The organism is Variovorax sp. AC103, assembly GCF_979254005.1.
Window position 1 is genome coordinate 17,963 of sequence record NZ_CEEDFC010000039.1, and the last position, 16,971, is coordinate 34,933.

Here is a 16,971-nt window from a genome sequence, read left to right on the forward strand (position 1 = left end):
TCTCCGAGGAGGCGCGAGGCGCAGCGTCAGAACCTGTAGGTCGCCGACACGTAGGTGACGATCGGGTTGAGCTTCAGGCTGGCTTCGCTGTTGGCCACGGGCAGGCCGGTGATGGAGGTGGTCGTCAGCTTGGCCTTGGTCTTCAGCGGGATGTACGACACCGAGAACGAGACGCCCCAGTGCTTGTCGAACTGGTAGGCCGCGCCCACGTTGATCACGGGGGCGAACGAGCTGTCGAGCTTGGCCGTGGTGTTCACCGCGAACGGCGACTGGCGGAACTGGCTGGCCAGCGCGCCCTGCAGGCTCGAGGTCAGCTTGACGTCGCTGTACCAGACATAGGTGGCGCCCACGCCCACGAACGGACGAAAGGCCGACGTGCCCTCGTTGAAGTAGTACTTGCCCAGAATGGTCGGGCTCCACTGGCGCGCTTCGCCGAGCTGGCCGACGCGGTCGAGCGTGCCGGTGCCGTTGAGCTTGAACTTCGGCGGCACGCCGAACACGCCTTCCACCGCCCAGTGGCTGTCCAGGAAATACATGGCGCTCAGGCCCAGCGTGTCCGAGTCGCTCACGCTGGCGCCCGAGCCGGGCAGCACGGCCGGAATCGGTGCGGTCACTGTCAGCGGCTTGCTCGAGTCCTGCGGCGACAGATGAAACCAGCCGGCACCCACGACCCAGTCACCGGCCTGTTGCGCCATGGCGCTTCCGGACACCAGCGCGCCCAGAGCCGACAGTGCAAGCATTGTTTTCTTCATGATGTGAATTGCTCCTTTGGTTGAAAGATCCCCCTGCGGATGCGAGCCTCGGCCTGTGACTGCCGCTGAAAACCGCCGTTTTCACGAACGATTGCCCGGTCTGCGCCGAAGATTATCGAACGACCGTTCTTTTTTACGGCTGAGGAGTATCCCTACACTGCGCCGATGAAGATTTTTCTCGTCGGCGGCGCACTGCGCGACCGCTTGCTGGGGCGCCCGGTGTCCGACCACGACTGGCTGGTGGTGGGCGCCACGCCCGAAGAAATGACGGCCCGCGGCTACCTGCCCGTGGGCCGCGACTTTCCGGTGTTCCTGCACCCGCGCACGCGCGAGGAATACGCGCTGGCCCGCACCGAGCGCAAGAGCGCGCCGGGCTACCGCGGCTTCACCGTGCATGCCGCGCCGGACGTCACGCTTGAACAAGACCTGGCCCGGCGCGACCTGACCGTCAACGCCATTGCGCTGCCAGCCGAGCTGGTGAGTGCCGACGGCCTCTTCGAGCCCACGCCCGACACGCTGGCCGACCCCTTCCACGGCCAGCGCGACCTGCGCGACAAGGTGCTTCGCCATGTGACCGATGCCTTCCGCGAAGACCCGGTGCGCATCCTGCGCGTGGCGCGTTTCGCCGCCCGCTTCGACGACTTCACCGTTGCGCCCGAGACGATGGCGCTGATGCACGACATGGTGGTGGCCGGCGAGGTCGACGCACTGGTGCCGGAACGCGTGTGGCAGGAGCTGTCGCGCGGGCTGATGGAAGCACGACCCTCGCGCATGCTCGAGGTGCTGCGAGACTGCGGCGCGCTGGCCGTGCTGCTGCCGGAGATCGACACCGGCGGGCACCTGATGGCGGTGGTGGACACCGGCGCGCGGCTGCGGGGCTCGCTGGCGGTGCGCTTCGCCTGCCTGGTGAACGACCTGGGCCGGGGCGCCGGGCCCGGCATCGCTGCGCTGCATGCGGTGTGCGACCGCTGGCGGGTGCCGGTGGAGATCCGCGAGCTGGCCGAGGTGGTGGCGCGGGAGCAGGCGCACATCCACGGCAGCGACGCGCTCGACGCCACGGGGCTGGTGCGCCTGCTGGAGCGCTGCGACGCGTTCCGCAAGCCCGCGCGCTTCGCCGAGGTGCTGCTGGCCTGCGAGTGCGATGCGCACGGCCGGCTCGGTGCAGCACCCACCGCACTCAGCGCATACACGCAGCGCCCTCGGCTGTTGGCCGTGCTGGCAACGGCTGCAGCCGTACCCACCGACGTGGTGGCGCGCGCGGCCCAGCAGGCCGGCGCCACCGGGCCGAAGATCGGCGAGGCGATTCACCGGGCGCGCGTGGAAGCCGTGGCCGCGTCGCTGGCCTGAGGCTGTCGGGCTTTGCTCCTTCCCCTGCCGGGGGAAGGCTGGGATGGGGGCAGGCCTTCGATCAGGCGCCGCGTTCATGCCAGCGCCGCCGTGCCCCACCCCAACCCTCCCCCGGAAGGGGAGGGAGCCATCCATACCCGCCCAAGCGCAGCTTCCGGTTTTGACCGACATGCGCCGCCGACGACGCGTGTTATGGTTTTTCCCCAATGCCAAAGTCCTCCAGCAACTTGCAGTTGCCTCCTCCGTTGGGCCGTGATGCAGCCCTCTTTCTCGACTTCGACGGAACGCTCGTCGGGCTTGCGCCCACGCCCGAAGCCATCGAGATTCCCCCTGCCCTCGTCTCCCTTCTCAGTGACCTGAGCGACCAGCTCGGCGGCGCGCTCGCCGTGGTGTCGGGCCGCCAGATCGATTCCATCGACCGCTTCCTTGCGCCGCTGCGCCTGCCCGCCGCCGGCGAGCATGGCGTGCAGCGCCGCGATGCCAAGGGCCACACGCAGGAGCAACGCGCGCCCGACCTCGTGCCCATCCTCGAAGTGGCCAACGAGCTCGCGCGGGTGCACGAAGGCCTGCTGGTGGAGCGCAAGCACGCCGCCATCGCGCTGCACTACCGGCTCGCACCGCAGCTGGAGGCGGTGTGCCGCGACGCGATGTCGCGCGCCATCGCCAACGACCCGCAGTTCGAACTGATGCACGGCAAGTTCGTGTTCGAGATCAAGCCCGCGGGCATCAACAAGGGCATCGCCATCGACGCCTTCATGACCGAGGCGCCGTTCGCCGGCCGCACGCCGGTCTTCCTGGGCGACGACACCACCGACGAAAGCGGCTTTGCCGTGGTGCAGCCACGCGGCGGCATCGCCGTGAAGGTGGGTTCCGGGCCGAGCCTGGCGCTGCACCGCCTCGAGTCGCCGCGCGCCGTGTACGAATGGTTGGTGCAGGCGCGCGACCAGCTGGCAGGGCCGAAGACACCCAAGGCAGCGGAGGCAGAGCCAGTACCGCCCACAGCGCCCACAGCACCCCCAGCGCCCACAGAATCACCGAGGAGCCCCGAATGAGCGAAGAACAACTCGCGACGGCCGCGCCGGAGCACGCAACGGTCGACGCACTGCTCCACGACGAAGCCGCCGCCGCCCGCACGCGCGGCTTCGCGCCGCCTGCCGAGCCCTCACTCAATGTCGGCGTGATCGGCAACTGCGCCTACAGCGCGCTCATCGACGGGCGCGGGCGCGCCGTGTGGTGCTGCCTGCCCCGCTTCGACGGCGACCCGATCTTCAACGCCCTGCTGCACCCCGGTGAAGAAGCCGGCGCCTGGGCCATCGAGATCGAGGACTTCGCAGAAGCGAAGCAGTGGTACGAGCCGAACACCGCCGTGCTGCGCACGCAGCTGTTCGACAGCGCGGGCCAGGGCATCGAGATCACCGACTTCGCGCCGCGCTTCTACAGCCGCTCGCGCTACTTCCGCCCGCTGATGATGGTGCGCCGCGTGCGCCCCATTGCCGGCGCGCCGCGCATCCGCGTGTCGCTGGACCCGCGCTTCCAGTGGGGGGCCACGGCGCCGCTGGAGGTGACGCGCGGCAGCAACCACATCCGCTACGTCGGGCCCGACGTCACGCTGCGGCTGAACACCGACGCATCCATTTCGCACATCCTCTCGCGCCAGCCCTTCGTGATCTCGCGCGAGTACAACTTCATGTTCGGCGTGGACGAGACGCTGAGCGACGGCATCGCCGACACGGCGCGCAAGTTCGAGCAGGAAACCATCGCCTACTGGCGCACCTGGACCAAGCGCCTGGCGATTCCCTTCGAGTACCAGGAAGCGGTGATCCGCGCGGCCATCACGCTGAAGCTCTCGCTGTACGAGGACACCGGGGCCATCGTCGCGGCCATGACCACCAGCATTCCGGAGGCGCCGGGCAGCCAGCGCAACTGGGACTACCGCTACTGCTGGCTGCGCGACGCCTTCTTCGTGGTGCGCGCGCTCAATTCGCTGAGCGAAGTGGGCACCATGGAAGACTACCTGCGCTGGCTCGGCAACGTGGTGATCGGCTCGCATGGCGAGCACATCCAGCCGCTGTACGGCATTGGCCTGGAGCGCGAGCTGCCCGAGTCCTTCGTCGAAGGGCTGCCGGGCTACCGCGGCATGGGCCCGGTGCGCGTGGGCAACCAGGCGCAGGAACACTTCCAGCACGACGTGTACGGCAACATCGTGCTCGGCGCGGCGCAGGCCTTCCACGACCACCGGCTGCTCAGCCGCGCGGGCGTGGCGGAGTTTCCGCACCTGGAAGCGGTGGGCGAGCAGGCGGTGCGCGTGTACGGCACGCCCGACGCCGGCATGTGGGAGCTGCGCACGCGCGCCCGCGTGCACACCAGTTCGGCGCTGATGAGCTGGGCCGCCTGCGACCGGCTCGCCAAGATCGCGCATGCGCTGGCGCTGCCCGATCGCGCCGCCTACTGGAGCGGCCACGCAGCGCGCATGAAGGAAGAAATTCTCGAGAAGTCGTGGTGCGAGGAGCGCCAGGCCTTTGCAGAGAGCTTCGGCGGGCACGAGCTGGACGCGAGCATCCTGCTGATGGTCGAGGTGGGCCTGATCGACGCGCGCGACCCGCGGTTCATCTCCACCGTCGACGCCATGGAAAAGTCGCTGTGCGACGGCCCCTACATGCGCCGCTACGAGGCCGCAGACGATTTCGGCAAGCCCGAGACCGCCTTCAACATCTGCACCTTCTGGCGCATCGACGCGCTTGCCAAGATCGGCCGCAAGGCCGAGGCGCGCCAGATCTTCGAGACCATGCTCGCGGCGCGCAACCCGCTGGGGCTGCTGTCGGAAGACACGCACCCGGTCACGGGCGAGATGTGGGGCAACTTTCCGCAGACCTATTCGATGGTCGGCATCATCAACGCGGCCGTGCGCCTGTCCGCTCCCTGGGATTCGTGCATATGAGCCGCCTTGTCGTCATTTCCAACCGCGTGGCCGACCCGCGCAAGCCCGCGGCCGGCGGCCTGGCCGTGGCGCTGGGTGAAAGCCTGCAGCAAAGCGGCGGACTGTGGTTCGGCTGGAGCGGCCAGATCGTCGAGGGTGGCCCGACCGGCGAAGGCGAGCTGCACAAGCACCAGGCCGGCAAGGTCACGCTGGCCACCATCGACCTGAGCCGCGAGGACCACGACAGCTACTACCTGGGCTACAGCAACGACGTGCTGTGGCCGGTGTTCCACAACCGCCTGGACCTGGCGCATTTCGAGGCCGGCTTCATCGGCGGCTACCGGCGCGTGAACCAGCTGTTCGCGCGCAAGCTGATGCCGATGCTGAAGGACGACGACATCATCTGGATCCACGACTACCACCTGATGCCGCTGGCGGCCGAGCTGCGTGCCATGGGCTGCAAGCAGCGCATCGGCTTCTTCCTGCACATTCCGCTGCCGCCGCAGATCATCATCGCGGCCATTCCGCAGCACGAGTGGCTGATGCGCTCGCTGTTCGCCTACGACCTGATCGGCTTCCAGGCCCAGCAGGACGTGCAGCACTTCGAGCACTACGTGCGCAACGAGGCGCACGGCGAGTACCTGGGCAACGACATGTACCGCGCGTACGGGCAGACGGTGCGCTGCAGCGCCTTCCCGATCGGCATCGACGTGGACGAGTTCTCGGCGCTCACCCATGCCAAGGAAGCGCGCGACATGTACGAGACCATGAAGCGCGAGTATTCGAGCCGGCGCCTCCTGCTGGGCATCGACCGGCTCGACTACTCCAAGGGCATCCCGCAGCGCGTGCGCGCGTTCCGTGAGTTGCTCGCGAACTACCCCGAGAACCGGCGCAGCGCCACGCTGATCCAGATCGCCTCGCCCACGCGCGAGACGGTCGATGCGTACGGCGACATCCGGCGCGAGCTGGAGTCGCTGTGCGGCGCCATCAACGGCGACTACGGCGAGCTCGACTGGATGCCGGTGCGCTACATCCACCGCATGGTCGCTCGCAAGCGGGTGCCGGGGCTGTGCCGCGCGGCGGCCGTGGGGCTGGTGACGCCGCTGCGCGACGGCATGAACCTGGTGGCCAAGGAATACATCGCCGCGCAAGACCCGGCGGACCCGGGCGTGCTGGTGCTGTCACGCTTTGCCGGTGCGGCGGAGCAGCTGAAAGAAGCGCTGCTCGTGAACCCGTACGACACGCACGGCACGGCCGAGACGGTGCAGCAGGCGCTGCACATGCCGCTGGAAGAACGGCGCGAGCGGCACCAGAAACTGCTGTCGCGCATTCGCGAGCAGGACATCCATTGGTGGCGCCGCAGCTTCCTGGATGCGCTGCGCGAGGCCGCCAGCGAGCGCTGAGTTTCTTCCGGCCGAGCGCGCGCTGTCGTCCGGGGCGCGCTCACCACCCGGTGAGCAGGCGCACGAAACGCATCACCGGCCGCGCCTCGCTGGTCGCTACGGCCCTCGAAGGCGCGGCCAGCGGCGCATGCAACCGCAAATGCACCGGTGTCAGCGCGCATACCTCGATCCAGCCGCCGTGCGGCAGCCGATGCACATCGCCTTCATCGAGCAGTGTTTCGGTCATGAACACCGTCTCGCCGAGCCAGCCCGGCGGCGACACCACGCGGGCACGACCCTCCGCCAGCTGGAGCCAGGCGCCGGCCTCGACCGAGGTGCGCAGGGACTGGCCGGGCTCGAGAACGATGGAATCGGGCGCTTGGGAGAGGGTGGTGATCATGGCGAACCTCGGATGAATGAGGCTTCATCGTAGGAATCCTGTCGCCTGAAAAACAGGCACACACCATGGCTATTGCGACCGGAACAGCCGGCCTGCAAAGGCATCTGTTATGGTATTTTTCCCGACCAACTGCATCTGTTTTCGGATGCCCGATGCGGGGAACATCGACCCATGGACTCGCTACCGCTCTACCGCCAGCTCTCCGCGCACTACGTGGACGCGATCCACACCGGCTCGCTCAAGCAGGGCGACAAGCTGCCCTCCCTGCGCACCCTGATGCGGCTGCACGACATCAGCCTGTCGACCGCGCTGCAGGTCTGCCGCGCCATGGAAAGCGACGGCTGGGTCGAGGCGCGGGACCGCTCGGGCTACTTCGTGCGCCGGCCGCAGCGCATGAACATCGCGCCCATGGAAGAACCGCTGGCCGACGTGCCGCCCGACCCGGCGCAGCTCGTCAGCATGCGCACGCGCATGGCCAACTTCATGGCGCGCGGGCGCCACGCGGGCGTGAAGCTCAACTTCGCCATTGCCCGCGCCGCCCCCGAGCTCTACCCCGCGGAGGCGCTGCGCAACTCGATGACCCGCGCGCTGCGCCAGCGGCCCGAACTGCTGACCACCTCCTCGTCGCAACGCGGCCACGAGCAGTTCCGCGAAGCCCTGGCGCAACGCAACCTGCGCATCGGCATGACGGTGGCGCCCGACGAGGTGCTGGTCACCAACGGCTGCATCGAGGCGCTGAACCTCGCGCTGCGCGCCGTCGCCAAGCCCGGCGACACCGTGGCCTTGGAGTCACCCACCTTCTACGGGCTGCTGCAGGTGCTCGAAAGCCTGGGCTTGCGCGCGCTGGAAATTCCGACCAGCCCGCAGACCGGCATGTCGCTCGAAGCGCTCGACCTGGCCATCCACACCTACGACGACATCAAGGCCGTGGTGGTGGTGCCGCACCTGCAGAACCCCATCGGCAGCGTGATGCCCGACGCCCACAAGCAGCGCCTGGTGCACCTGTGCGAAAGCCACGGCATCGCGCTGGTCGAGGACGACACCTACAGCGACCTGGTGGAAGCCGACACGCCGCTGCGCGCCCTGAAGTCGTGGGACCGCACGGGCAACGTGATCTATTGCGCCTCGCTGCACAAGGTGCTGGCGCCCGGGCTGCGGCTGGGCTGGATCACGGCCGGACGCTGGCATGCGCAGGTGGAGATGCTCAAGTACGCGCAAACGCGCAACAACGAGGCGCTGGCGCAGATTGCCGCGGGCGAGTTCATCGCCAGCGGCGGCTACGACCGCCACCTGCGCCGGCTGCGCGAGCGGCTGCACGTGCAGCGCGACCAGACCGCCGACGCCATCGCCAGGTACTTTCCGCCGGGCACGCGGCTGAACCTGCCCCGGGGCGGGCTGCAGCTGTGGGTGGAACTGCCCGGGCAGCGCTCGTCGGTGAAGGTGTTCGAGGCCGCGCTGCGCGAGCACATGCTGGTGGCGCCAGGCGCGCAGTTTTCCAACTCGGGGCGCTTCGACAACTACCTGCGCCTGAACTGCGGCTGGCCCTACTCGAAGGCCGTCGATGCGGGCTTGCAGCGGCTGGGCGAGATCGTGGCGGCCGTGCGGCCAATGGCCTAGCCCCTAGGCGATGTAGAAGACGACGGCATCGCGCCGCTCGGCCGCGCCCGCGAAGAAGCGCTTCACGCCTTCCAGGAACCCCGTGAGTTCCTTCGCACCGTCTTGCCACACCTTGGCCCAATACAGCTCGGCGAATTTCGCCGGCTCCGCGGTGAAGCGGCCCACGAGCGCCTGCACGTCGCACGGTGCGAGCCGTGCCGCCGCGCGCTCGACGTGCGCCGCCGTGAGGTAGATGCAGCCGAGGCCCTCGGTGCCGTCCAGCGTCTCGCCGTCCACTGCCTCGGGCAGCAGCGTGCGCACCACGTCCCAGGCCTGCTCGACCGTCTGGCGCTGGTGCGGGCCGCCTTGCGCGACCGGTGAATTCACGAAGCCCGACACCGTCGACGGATCGATCACCAGCGCGCGCAGGCGGTAGCGGTCCAGCGCGTAGAAGGCCGCGCCGATGCTCATGTGCTGGGCTCCATGCGCGCGGCACGCGCGACGGTGGCCAGCACCATGCTCACGCTGTCGATGCTGCGCTGCGCGCTGTCGATGTTCTTGAAGTGGTCGGGCGCGCAGATCTGGTTGAGCAGCAGCGTGCGCTTGAAGTGCGCCAGCGCCTGGCGCAGGTCGCCCTCGTCCTGCGCGATCAGGCCCAGGTCGTTGTGGGCGTTGGCCGCGGCGGTCGAAATGCCACGGCAGCTGCGTTGCTGGATGGCCAGCGAGCGCTCGTACAGCGGCCGCGCACGGTCGAATTCGCGGCGCGCCATCAGCAGTCCGCCGAAGTTGTTCAGCATGTGCGAGTGCAGTTCGGCGTCGCCCTCGCTGCCTGCGTCGCCCTCCCCCTGGTCCAGCTTGTCCAGGTGCACCAGCGCGCGGCCATAGCAGAGTTCGGCCTTCTCGTTCTGGCCCGACTCCGCGTACAGGAACGCCAGGTTGTTGAAGGCGCGCAGCACGCTGTCGCTGGAGCCGCCCCTGGCTTCGGCGACGGCCATGGCAATGGTCTTCTTGTAGAGCGCCTCCGCCTCTTCGGCCCGGCCGGCCGCGGCATGCAGCAGCGCCAGCGTGTTGGTCGGGCCACGCTGCCAGCCGTCGTCCAGTCCGAGCTGCCCGGCCATGGCCAGGGCCTCGTGGGCCGAGGCCTCGGCCTTGTCGTTCCACTGCAGCCGGCGGCACACCTCCGCATACCCGGCGAGCTGGCGCACCACGGCCTTGCCCGGACCGCCGCACAGGTCGCGGGCGGCGGCCACGGCCTCGGCGCCGAAGCGCTCGGCGCGCGGCATGTCGCCCTGGGCCAGCGCGGCGTGGCAGCGCATTTCGCGGTCCTCGAGCAGGTTCAGCAGCGCGGCGTCCCGGTCGGACGCGGCGCCGCGTGCGCTGCGCTCGCCGATGCCGGCCAGCGTGAGGGACAGCGCCTTGCGGGTGATGTCCATGTCTTCCGCCGGCATGCCGATCTTCAGGCCGATGGCCAGGCTTTCCTGGAGCGCGGGCCTGGCCTTGTCGAGCGCCTTGAGCTGGTAGCAGGCCTGGCCGAGCATGCACAACGACATCGCCAGGTTGGGGTGCGGCCCCTTGAAGACACGGCGCGCGGTGGCGACGATCTGCTCGCCGATGCTCACGGCGGCGGCCCAGTCATGCGCCTCGGCGGCCGCGAAGAATTGCGCCTGCAGCCTGTTGGCCTCGGCCAGGCCCGCGGGGTCGTACTTCGGGGCGTCGGCGCCGCTGGCGCGTGGCGCGCTCGGGGGGCGAACCCGGCGGGTGCGACGGTGCACCCAGTAGATGTCGAACAGCAGCCACGCCAGCAGCACCGCCAGGCCGAGCCTGGCCCCCGGGTAGCCGCTGAGCCCGAACAGCAGCAGCGCCAGTTGCGCCGCGCCGCCCGCATGGCTGCCGAGGTAGAAGCGGTGCGCGCCGAGCCAGCCGCCCGCGACCAGCAGCAGGTAGGCGAAACCGGGGCGGCGGGGCGACGCGTTCATGGTGCGCCGTATCTTTGCTTCGTGGAGTGGCCGGCCCGCTCAGTCGAGCAGCGCCAGTGCGGCGTAGTCGCCGACCTTGTCGCCCAAGCCGGCAGGCACCAGTTGCACGCCACGCGTGAGCGGCAGCAGCTTGCCGTCGATGTGCGATTGGAGGCGCGGCAGCACGAAATCGCGGTGGTGCCAGAACACGCTGCCCCCAAGGCTGATGCGCTCCAGGTCGAGGGTGATGACCATGTTGTAGAGCATCCGGCCGAGTACGCGGCACAGGGCCTCGGCGGTTTCGAGCGCCTTGGGTTCGCCTGCAGCCGCGGCCGTGAAAAGATCGGCCGCGGACTGGCCGAAGCGGTGGCCGATGGAATTGCCTCCCACCAGCGCTTCCACATCGCCGTGGTTACCGCAACCGCACAGCGCACCGCTGGCGTCGTCGACAACGAAACTGTGGCCGGCATGGCCCGCGTTGCCGTTCTTGCCGCGCAAGGCCCGCCCGTCAACGCACAGGCCCACGCCCACGCCGGTGCTCCAGGTGGCGTATGCGCAGTTGTCGAAGCCCTTCAGCGCACCCCAGTGGCGCTCCGCCTCGAGCGCGGCAACTGCGTCGTTCTCGACACGCACTCTGCCGAAGCGCCGTGCCAACGGCGCCTCGATGACGGCAGTCATCCATGAATTGGGCAAGCCGCGCGAGGGGCCTGCGATACCCCCGCAAATATTGGGTGTGGCCAACTCCACCATGCCGTCGCGCAACTCGAACGGCCCGGTCGACGACACGCCCACGCGGTCGATGCTGGCCGCGTCGACGCCCTGCTCGGCACAGACCTCGTCGATCATCCGCAGGATCTGCACCGCCACGGCGTCGTTGTCGCCGGTCTTGGCCGTGGGCTCGCTGCGCCGGCCGACGAGCGGCGTGTCGCTGGAAGCGGAAAGGCTGACGGCCACCTTGGTGCCACCGATGTCTACGCAGGCTCTCATTGCGGGTTTTTTCTTTTCTACAAAAGGCGTGCGACCAGCGCCGCGATCATGCTCAGCAACACCGTGCTGGCGATCGGCAGCTGCCATTCGCGGCCGAAGGCGCGGAACTCGAAATCGCCGGGCAGCCGCCCGAAGCCGAAGCGGCGCAGCCAGGCGGTCAGGCCGCTCATGAGCACCAGGGCAAGGACAACGACGATCAGCCAGCGGAACATGAGCAACAGTCTAGGCCGAGAGCACCGCCATCGCTTGTCGGTGAAGTTCGTGCGTTGCGGCCGCAATGACCCGCCCGTCGGACTTCAGGCCCAGCGGCTGGCCCTGCCAGTCGGTGATGACGCCGCCGGCCGCCTCGATCAGCCCGGCCGGGCCCAGGTAGTCGTAGGGTTGCAGGCCGGTCTCGACCACCAGGTCGATGGTGCCGCCCGCCAGCTGGGCATAGCCGTAGCAGTCGCCGCCGAAGCGGCGCATGGCGCACTGGCGGCTCAGCCGGTCGAAGGCCTGCCAGTCGGCGGGCGCAAAGATGTCGGGCGAGGTGGTGACGATGCGCGCCTTGGCCACTTCGGTGCAGCCGCTCACGCGAACGGGCTGGCCGTCGCGCGTGGCGCCCTGGCCCGCCTGGCCGATCCAGCGCTCCTTGAGCACCGGCATGTCGACCATGCCCAGCACCACCCGACCGCCCTGCAGCACGCCGATGAGCGTGCCCCACAGCGGCGAGCCGGTGATGAAGCTGCGCGTGCCGTCGATCGGGTCGAGCACCCAGACGCGTTCGGCCTCGAGCCGCTCGGGGCCGTGCTCTTCGCCGTAGATGCCGTCGGCCGGCACCCGGGCGCCGAGTATCTCGCGCATGGCCGTCTCGGCGGCGCGGTCGGCCAGCGTGACGGGGCTTTCGTCGGCCTTGGTGATGATGTCCAGCGGCGTGCGGAAATGGCGCATCGACTGCGCGGCGGCGGCATCGGCCAGGGCCTGGGCGATCGAGGAAAGGTCGGAGATCGAGGGAGTGGCGAGAGTGGAAGAGCTCATGGAGAGAGGAGAACGCGTGCCAAAACCTGCGATTAGACCCGAGCCGGGCCGGATTCGACACGAACAGGCCGGGTTTGACAGGGCCAGGCCAGGGGGCCTAGCATGGCCCGGAAATTGCCAGCAAACACGAACCATGGCTCACTTCAAACCCTTGCGCGCCGCGCTGCTGACCGTCGTGCTCGGCGCATCGGCCCTGCTGGCCCACGCCACCCCTTCGGCCACCGAGGACCGGCTGATCGACACGCTGATCCAGCGCGTCGCGAAGATGTCGTCGATGGTCTTCCTGCGCAACGGCAGCGAATACAAGGCCGTCGACGCCGCCAAGCACATGCAGGCGAAGTACGACTACTTCAAAAAGGAACTGGTCACGGCCGAGGACTTCATCACACGTTGCGCTTCGCGCTCGGAGATGACGGGATAGGCCTACAAGGTGAAGCTGAACGACGGCGCCGTGCGCGACGCCAACGAGTTCCTCAACGCCGAGTTGCGCGCGCTGCGCCAGGGCGCGCAGAAGCCGTCGAACAGCTGAGGCCTCCTCGCCCCGTTGTCGCTGTTAGCGCTGCTGGCCCCAGCGCCGCACCGTGAGCCGCTCCAGCGTCTTGAAGCCCAGGCTCTCGACCAGCAGGCCGATCAGCACCACCATCGCCAGGCCCGCGAACACGCGGTCGGTGTAGAGCTCGTTGCGGTTCTGGAAGATGTACCAGCCCAGCCCGCCCTTGCCCGAGGACGCCCCGAACACCAGCTCGGCCGCGATCAGCGTGCGCCACGCGAAGGCCCAGCCGATCTTCAAACCCGAAAGAATCGACGGCAGCGCGGCCGGCACCAGGATCTGCAGCACGTAGCGCAGGCCCTTGAGCCCGTAGTTGCGCCCCGCCATGCGCAGCGTCTCCGGCACGCCCTGGAAGCCCGCATAGGTGTTGAGCGCCAGCGGCCACAGCACCGAATGGATCAGCACGAACACCAGGCTGCCCCGGCCCAGCCCGAACCACAGCAGCGCCAGCGGCAGCAGCGCGATGGCCGGCAGCGGGTTGAACATGGAGGTGAGCGTGTCCAGCAGGTCGCGCCCGATCTGCGTGGACACCGCCAGCGTGGTGAGCGCAAAGGCCAGCAGCACGCCGGCGATGTAGCCCTGCAGCAGCACGGCCAGCGAGATGCGCACCTTCTCGATCAGCTCGCCGCTGGCCAGCCCTTCGAACAGCGCGCGGGCCGTGGCGGTGAAGGTCGGCAGCAACAGGTCGTTGTCCTGCCAGCGCGCCGCCAGTTCCCACAGCACGGCGATGACGACGAGGATCAGGCCCTTGCGCAGCCACGCCTGCGACCAGATGCGCGTGCCCAGCGGGAGCGAGCGCTCGACGGGCAGCTCGGTGAAGGGCTCGAGCGTGCGCTCGTATTCAGGACGGATGGGAGGCGTGAGAGTGCTCATGGGGTATGGCTCCTTCCCCTTCCAGGGGAAGGCTGGGTTGGGGGCAAGCGGCAGTGGATGAGCCGACGGCAATGGATAAGCCGCGTGCCCCCACCCCGGCCCTCCCCCGGAAGGGGAGGGAGAAAGAAAGGGTCATGGCGCGGCCACCGCCTCGTGTTCTTCCTCGAACAACATGTCGTGGATGCGCTGCGCCGTGCCCTGGAACTCGGCGCCGCCCAGGCTCGCCAGCGAGAAGCCGTGGCTGTTGATTTCCGCGCGCATGCGCCCCGGGTGCGGCGACAGCAGCGCGATGCGGTTGCCCACCACCAGCGCCTCTTCGATCGAGTGGGTGACGAACAACAGCGTGAAGCGCACCTCGTCCCACAGCTCGAGCAGCTCCTGCTGCATCTTGCGGCGCGTGAGCGCGTCGAGCGCGGCGAAGGGCTCGTCCATCAGCAGCACGCGCGGCTGCATCGCGAGCGCGCGCGCAATCGCCACGCGCTGCTTCATGCCGCCCGAGAGCTGGTGCGGATGCACGTCGGCGAACTTGGCCAGGCCGACCTTGTCGAGGTAGTGCAGCGCGCGTTCGGCCGCTTCCTTCTTGCCCAGCGTGCGCGACGCCAGCAGCGGGAACATGACGTTCTGCTTGACCGTCTTCCAAGGCGGCAACTGGTCGAACTCCTGGAACACCACGATGCGGTCGGGGCCGGGCTGCGTGACGCGCCGGCCGTCGAGGCGGATCTCGCCTTCGACCGGCGGAATGAAGCCCGCCACGGCCTTCAGCAGCGTGGACTTGCCGCAACCCGAGGGGCCCAGCAGCACGAAGCGGTCGGCCGCATGCACGTCGAAGCTCACGCGGTGCGTGGCGCGCACGACGCGCTCGGGGGTGCGGTATTCGAGGCTGACGGCGTCGACTTGCAGCAGCGGCGCGGTGTCTTGCCCCTGGTCTTGCTCCCTCCCCTCCCGGGGGAGGGCAGGGGTGGGGGCAGACGGCGCTTGCTTCGTCACCGCTCTGCCCGCCCCCATCCCAACCTTCCCCCAGAGGGGGAAGGAGTCAAACCCGGACCGCACCTTCGCCGTGCCCATCAGTTCCCCGACGTGTTCTGCGCATCGTCGAAGAAGTAATCCTTCACCGAAGCCGGCTTGTTCTTGATCGCGCCCACGCGGTGCATGAACTCCGCCAGCGGGTAGGTGTTCTGCGGCGTGGTCTTGAACTGCACCTCGGGGTTCTTGATGATCTTCAGCAGCAGCTCGCGGTCGAGTTTGGCGTTGCTCACCTTCAGGTAGATATCGGCCGCCTTCTCGGGGTTGGCCGTGACGAACTTGGCCGCTTCGTCGAGCGCATCGACGAAGGCCTTGTAGGTCTTGGGGTTCTCGTTGCGGAATTTCTCGGTGGCGTAAAGCACCGTGGCAGACGACGGCCCGCCGAGCACCTGGTACGAATTGAGCACGATGTGCGCGTTCGGATTGCCCGCGAGCTCCTGCTCCTGGAACGGCGGGTTGCCGAAGTGGCCCGTGATCTCGGTGCCGCCCTTGATGATGGCCGCGGCCGCGTCGGGGTGCGGCAGCGCCACGCTGATCTTGTCGAGGCGGTTGAATTCCTTGTCGCCCCACAGCTTGGCCGAGGCGAACTGCAGCACGCGCGACTGCACCGACACGCCCACGGCGGGCAGTGCGATGCGGTCCTTCTCGGTGAAGTCGGCAATGGTCTTCACGTTCGGGTTGTTGCTTACCAGGTAGTACGGAAAATTGCCCAGCGAGGCCACGCCCTTCACGTTCTGCTTGCCCTTGGTGCGGTCCCACAGCGTGAGCAGCGGGCCCACGCCGGCGCCCGCGATCTCGATGTTGCCGGACAGCAGCGCGTCGTTCACCGCCGAGCCGCCCGAGAGCTTGACCCACTCGACCTTGGCGTCGACGCCCGCGGCCTTGGCGTGCTTCTCGATGAGCTTCTGCTCCTGCGCCACGTTGAGCAGCAGGTAGACGATGCCGAACTGCTCGGCGATGCGGATCTGGCCTTCGGCGTGCGCAGAAGCCGAAAAGGAAAGGCTGCCGGCCAGGAGGCCGAGGCCGGTGACCAGAGCGGCGGCTTTGCGGGTGAAGCGGTTCATTGAAATCGGTCCGTTGGAATCAGGAATCAGAAAGGCGTGTCGCCGACGATGGTGGTGCGGTTCAGGCGGCGGCGCAGGTGGTCGGGCGTGCCGGCCGCCAGGTGCATCAGCGAGCGGTTGTCCCAGAACACCAGGTCGTGCGGCGCCCAGGTGTGGCGGTAGACGAACTCGGGCTTGACGCTGTGGGCGAACAGCTCGGCCAGCAGCGCGTCGCTTTCGTCCTGCGGCAGGCCGACGATGCGCGTCGTGAAATGCTCGCTGACGAACAGCGCCTTGCGGCCTGTTTCGGGGTGCGTGCGCACCACGGGCTGCACGGCGGGCGCGACCTGGTCGATCTGCGCCTGCGACAGCTTGGGGCGCCAGGGGTTCTTCGAACGCAGCTCCTCGTACTTGGCGAGGTAGCTGTGCTCGGCCTTCAGAGGCAGCACGCGCTGCTGCAACTCGGGGCTCAGCGCTTCCCAGGCGAGGTGCTGGTCGGCGAAGAGCGTGTCACCGCCTTCGCTGGGCAGCTCCTGCGCATGCAGCAGCGAGCCGAGGCTGGGCTTGGGCTTGTACGAGATGTCGGAGTGCCAGTAGACACCCGCGTCGCCCAGGCCGATGGGCTCGCCGTTCTCCTTGATGTTGGAGACGATGAGGATCTCGGGATGGTTCTTCAGCTGGAACTGGTGCAGCACGTGGATTTCGAGCGGGCCGAAGCGGCGGCTGAAATCGATGTGGGCTTGCGGGCTGACCTGCTGGTCGCGGAACACCAGCACGTGGTGGTCGAGGTGCGCCTTGTGGATGCGCTGGAAGTCTTCGGCGTTGATCGGCCTGGCGATGTCGAGGCCGATGATTTCGGCGCCTACGGGGGCGGCGAAGGGGCGCACTTCGAAGTGCTGCGGTGCGGCCTTGGCCTCTGGCGCTTGGGAAAGAACGGCTGTCATGCCGGGAATGTAGGGGTCGGTGGGGGGATAGCCAACGAACTCTTTGTTGGTAGCTTATGACTTTGTTCTTTGGCTTTGTTGGGGTTCTGTTGGGTTCCTATTGGGTTCCGGGGCCGGGTCTCGCCCCGGCGGGCGACTTACTTTCTTTGCTTCGCCAAAGAAAGTAAGCAAAGAAAGGCGACCCC

The 16,971-nt window shown here is 68.4% G+C and carries 17 protein-coding genes; 6 read left to right on the forward strand and 11 right to left on the reverse strand.

Features of this window, described 5'->3' with window-relative positions; genetic code table 11:
• Positions 1-26 precede the first annotated feature (26 nt).
• Positions 27-752, reverse strand: a complete 726-nt coding sequence (locus AC0IYU_RS33590) for an OmpW/AlkL family protein (RefSeq protein WP_472126371.1) — start codon at positions 750-752, stop codon at positions 27-29.
• A gap of 165 nt (positions 753-917) precedes the next feature.
• On the opposite strand from AC0IYU_RS33590, the gene AC0IYU_RS33595 reads away from it, so the two are divergent.
• The 4 genes from AC0IYU_RS33595 (at position 918) to otsA (ending at position 6,419) form a co-directional block, all read left to right on the forward strand.
• Complete coding sequence (locus AC0IYU_RS33595; RefSeq protein WP_472126374.1) at positions 918-2,099, forward strand: multifunctional CCA addition/repair protein; 1,182 nt, start codon at positions 918-920, stop codon at positions 2,097-2,099.
• Between the two features lie 206 nt (positions 2,100-2,305).
• On the forward strand, positions 2,306-3,151 hold the full coding sequence (gene otsB, locus AC0IYU_RS33600; RefSeq protein WP_472126377.1) for a trehalose-phosphatase: 846 nt from the start codon (positions 2,306-2,308) through the stop codon (positions 3,149-3,151).
• Positions 3,148-5,037, forward strand: a complete 1,890-nt coding sequence (locus AC0IYU_RS33605; RefSeq protein WP_472126380.1) for a glycoside hydrolase family 15 protein — start codon at positions 3,148-3,150, stop codon at positions 5,035-5,037. Before otsB ends, AC0IYU_RS33605 begins: the two co-directional genes overlap by 4 nt.
• A complete protein-coding gene (gene otsA, locus AC0IYU_RS33610; protein ID WP_472126383.1) occupies positions 5,034-6,419 on the forward strand; it encodes an alpha,alpha-trehalose-phosphate synthase (UDP-forming) in 1,386 nt (461 codons plus the stop codon). The genes AC0IYU_RS33605 and otsA overlap by 4 nt, the downstream gene beginning before the upstream one ends.
• Before the next feature lie 40 nt (positions 6,420-6,459).
• Here the strand turns inward: otsA and AC0IYU_RS33615 are convergent, their stop codons facing one another.
• Positions 6,460-6,798, reverse strand: coding sequence for a hypothetical protein (locus AC0IYU_RS33615; protein ID WP_472126387.1), 339 nt, complete (start codon positions 6,796-6,798; stop codon positions 6,460-6,462).
• Between the two features lie 171 nt (positions 6,799-6,969).
• Between AC0IYU_RS33615 and AC0IYU_RS33620 the strand changes: the two genes are divergently transcribed.
• On the forward strand, positions 6,970-8,415 hold the full coding sequence (locus tag AC0IYU_RS33620; RefSeq protein WP_472126390.1) for an aminotransferase-like domain-containing protein: 1,446 nt from the start codon (positions 6,970-6,972) through the stop codon (positions 8,413-8,415).
• Positions 8,416-8,418: 3 nt separating this feature from the next.
• Here the strand turns inward: AC0IYU_RS33620 and AC0IYU_RS33625 are convergent, their stop codons facing one another.
• From AC0IYU_RS33625 to hisN, 5 genes are read right to left on the reverse strand one after another with little or no spacing between them, the layout of a single operon-like run.
• Positions 8,419-8,865 carry a DUF1877 family protein gene (locus AC0IYU_RS33625; protein WP_472126393.1) on the reverse strand — a complete coding sequence of 149 codons (447 nt, stop codon included), beginning with the start codon at positions 8,863-8,865 and terminating at the stop codon, positions 8,419-8,421.
• Positions 8,862-10,370 carry a tetratricopeptide repeat protein gene (locus AC0IYU_RS33630; RefSeq protein WP_472126396.1) on the reverse strand — a complete coding sequence of 503 codons (1,509 nt, stop codon included), beginning with the start codon at positions 10,368-10,370 and terminating at the stop codon, positions 8,862-8,864. The genes AC0IYU_RS33625 and AC0IYU_RS33630 overlap by 4 nt, the downstream gene beginning before the upstream one ends.
• A 39-nt stretch (positions 10,371-10,409) precedes the next feature.
• Entirely contained in the window at positions 10,410-11,336 is a 927-nt protein-coding gene (locus AC0IYU_RS33635; RefSeq protein ID WP_472126399.1) for an ROK family protein, read from the reverse strand.
• Positions 11,337-11,353: 17 nt separating this feature from the next.
• Positions 11,354-11,548, reverse strand: coding sequence for a DUF2905 domain-containing protein (locus AC0IYU_RS33640; RefSeq protein ID WP_435441313.1), 195 nt, complete (start codon positions 11,546-11,548; stop codon positions 11,354-11,356).
• A gap of 10 nt (positions 11,549-11,558) precedes the next feature.
• Complete coding sequence (hisN, locus tag AC0IYU_RS33645) at positions 11,559-12,353, reverse strand: histidinol-phosphatase (RefSeq protein WP_472126402.1); 795 nt, start codon at positions 12,351-12,353, stop codon at positions 11,559-11,561.
• Between the two features lie 133 nt (positions 12,354-12,486).
• Here hisN and AC0IYU_RS33650 point away from each other — a divergent pair, with 133 nt between their 5' ends.
• Positions 12,487-12,774: a DUF5329 family protein gene (locus tag AC0IYU_RS33650; protein WP_472126405.1), complete on the forward strand. Its 288-nt coding sequence runs from the start codon at positions 12,487-12,489 to the stop codon at positions 12,772-12,774.
• Positions 12,775-12,906: 132 nt separating this feature from the next.
• Here the strand turns inward: AC0IYU_RS33650 and AC0IYU_RS33655 are convergent, their stop codons facing one another.
• The 4 genes from AC0IYU_RS33655 to AC0IYU_RS33670 form a co-directional block, all read right to left on the reverse strand.
• A complete protein-coding gene (locus AC0IYU_RS33655; protein ID WP_472126408.1) occupies positions 12,907-13,776 on the reverse strand; it encodes an ABC transporter permease in 870 nt (289 codons plus the stop codon).
• A gap of 132 nt (positions 13,777-13,908) precedes the next feature.
• Entirely contained in the window at positions 13,909-14,781 is an 873-nt protein-coding gene (locus AC0IYU_RS33660) for an ABC transporter ATP-binding protein (RefSeq protein ID WP_472126410.1), read from the reverse strand.
• 59 nt (positions 14,782-14,840) lie between these two features.
• The gene (locus tag AC0IYU_RS33665; protein ID WP_435482606.1) at positions 14,841-15,863 is read right to left on the reverse strand and encodes an ABC transporter substrate-binding protein; all 1,023 of its coding nucleotides are present in this window, start codon (positions 15,861-15,863) and stop codon (positions 14,841-14,843) included.
• A 26-nt stretch (positions 15,864-15,889) separates the two neighbouring features.
• Positions 15,890-16,786, reverse strand: a complete 897-nt coding sequence (locus AC0IYU_RS33670) for a TauD/TfdA dioxygenase family protein (RefSeq protein WP_472126413.1) — start codon at positions 16,784-16,786, stop codon at positions 15,890-15,892.
• Between the last annotated feature and the right edge of the window lie 185 nt (positions 16,787-16,971).

What these genes read in the sequence shown, in the direction of transcription:
- AC0IYU_RS33590 (WP_472126371.1), bottom strand. Translation starts at nt 752, where the DNA reads ATGAAGAAAACAATGCTTGCACTGTCGGCTCTGGGCGCGCTGGTGTCC.
- AC0IYU_RS33595 (WP_472126374.1), top strand. Translation starts at nt 918, where the DNA reads ATGAAGATTTTTCTCGTCGGCGGCGCACTGCGCGACCGCTTGCTGGGG.
- otsB (WP_472126377.1), top strand. Translation starts at nt 2,306, where the DNA reads ATGCCAAAGTCCTCCAGCAACTTGCAGTTGCCTCCTCCGTTGGGCCGT.
- AC0IYU_RS33605 (WP_472126380.1), top strand. Translation starts at nt 3,148, where the DNA reads ATGAGCGAAGAACAACTCGCGACGGCCGCGCCGGAGCACGCAACGGTC.
- otsA (WP_472126383.1), top strand. Translation starts at nt 5,034, where the DNA reads ATGAGCCGCCTTGTCGTCATTTCCAACCGCGTGGCCGACCCGCGCAAG.
- AC0IYU_RS33615 (WP_472126387.1), bottom strand. Translation starts at nt 6,798, where the DNA reads ATGATCACCACCCTCTCCCAAGCGCCCGATTCCATCGTTCTCGAGCCC.
- AC0IYU_RS33620 (WP_472126390.1), top strand. Translation starts at nt 6,970, where the DNA reads ATGGACTCGCTACCGCTCTACCGCCAGCTCTCCGCGCACTACGTGGAC.
- AC0IYU_RS33625 (WP_472126393.1), bottom strand. Translation starts at nt 8,865, where the DNA reads ATGAGCATCGGCGCGGCCTTCTACGCGCTGGACCGCTACCGCCTGCGC.
- AC0IYU_RS33630 (WP_472126396.1), bottom strand. Translation starts at nt 10,370, where the DNA reads ATGAACGCGTCGCCCCGCCGCCCCGGTTTCGCCTACCTGCTGCTGGTC.
- AC0IYU_RS33635 (WP_472126399.1), bottom strand. Translation starts at nt 11,336, where the DNA reads ATGAGAGCCTGCGTAGACATCGGTGGCACCAAGGTGGCCGTCAGCCTT.
- AC0IYU_RS33640 (WP_435441313.1), bottom strand. Translation starts at nt 11,548, where the DNA reads ATGTTCCGCTGGCTGATCGTCGTTGTCCTTGCCCTGGTGCTCATGAGC.
- hisN (WP_472126402.1), bottom strand. Translation starts at nt 12,353, where the DNA reads ATGAGCTCTTCCACTCTCGCCACTCCCTCGATCTCCGACCTTTCCTCG.
- AC0IYU_RS33650 (WP_472126405.1), top strand. Translation starts at nt 12,487, where the DNA reads ATGGCTCACTTCAAACCCTTGCGCGCCGCGCTGCTGACCGTCGTGCTC.
- AC0IYU_RS33655 (WP_472126408.1), bottom strand. Translation starts at nt 13,776, where the DNA reads ATGAGCACTCTCACGCCTCCCATCCGTCCTGAATACGAGCGCACGCTC.
- AC0IYU_RS33660 (WP_472126410.1), bottom strand. Translation starts at nt 14,781, where the DNA reads ATGGGGGCGGGCAGAGCGGTGACGAAGCAAGCGCCGTCTGCCCCCACC.
- AC0IYU_RS33665 (WP_435482606.1), bottom strand. Translation starts at nt 15,863, where the DNA reads ATGAACCGCTTCACCCGCAAAGCCGCCGCTCTGGTCACCGGCCTCGGC.
- AC0IYU_RS33670 (WP_472126413.1), bottom strand. Translation starts at nt 16,786, where the DNA reads ATGACAGCCGTTCTTTCCCAAGCGCCAGAGGCCAAGGCCGCACCGCAG.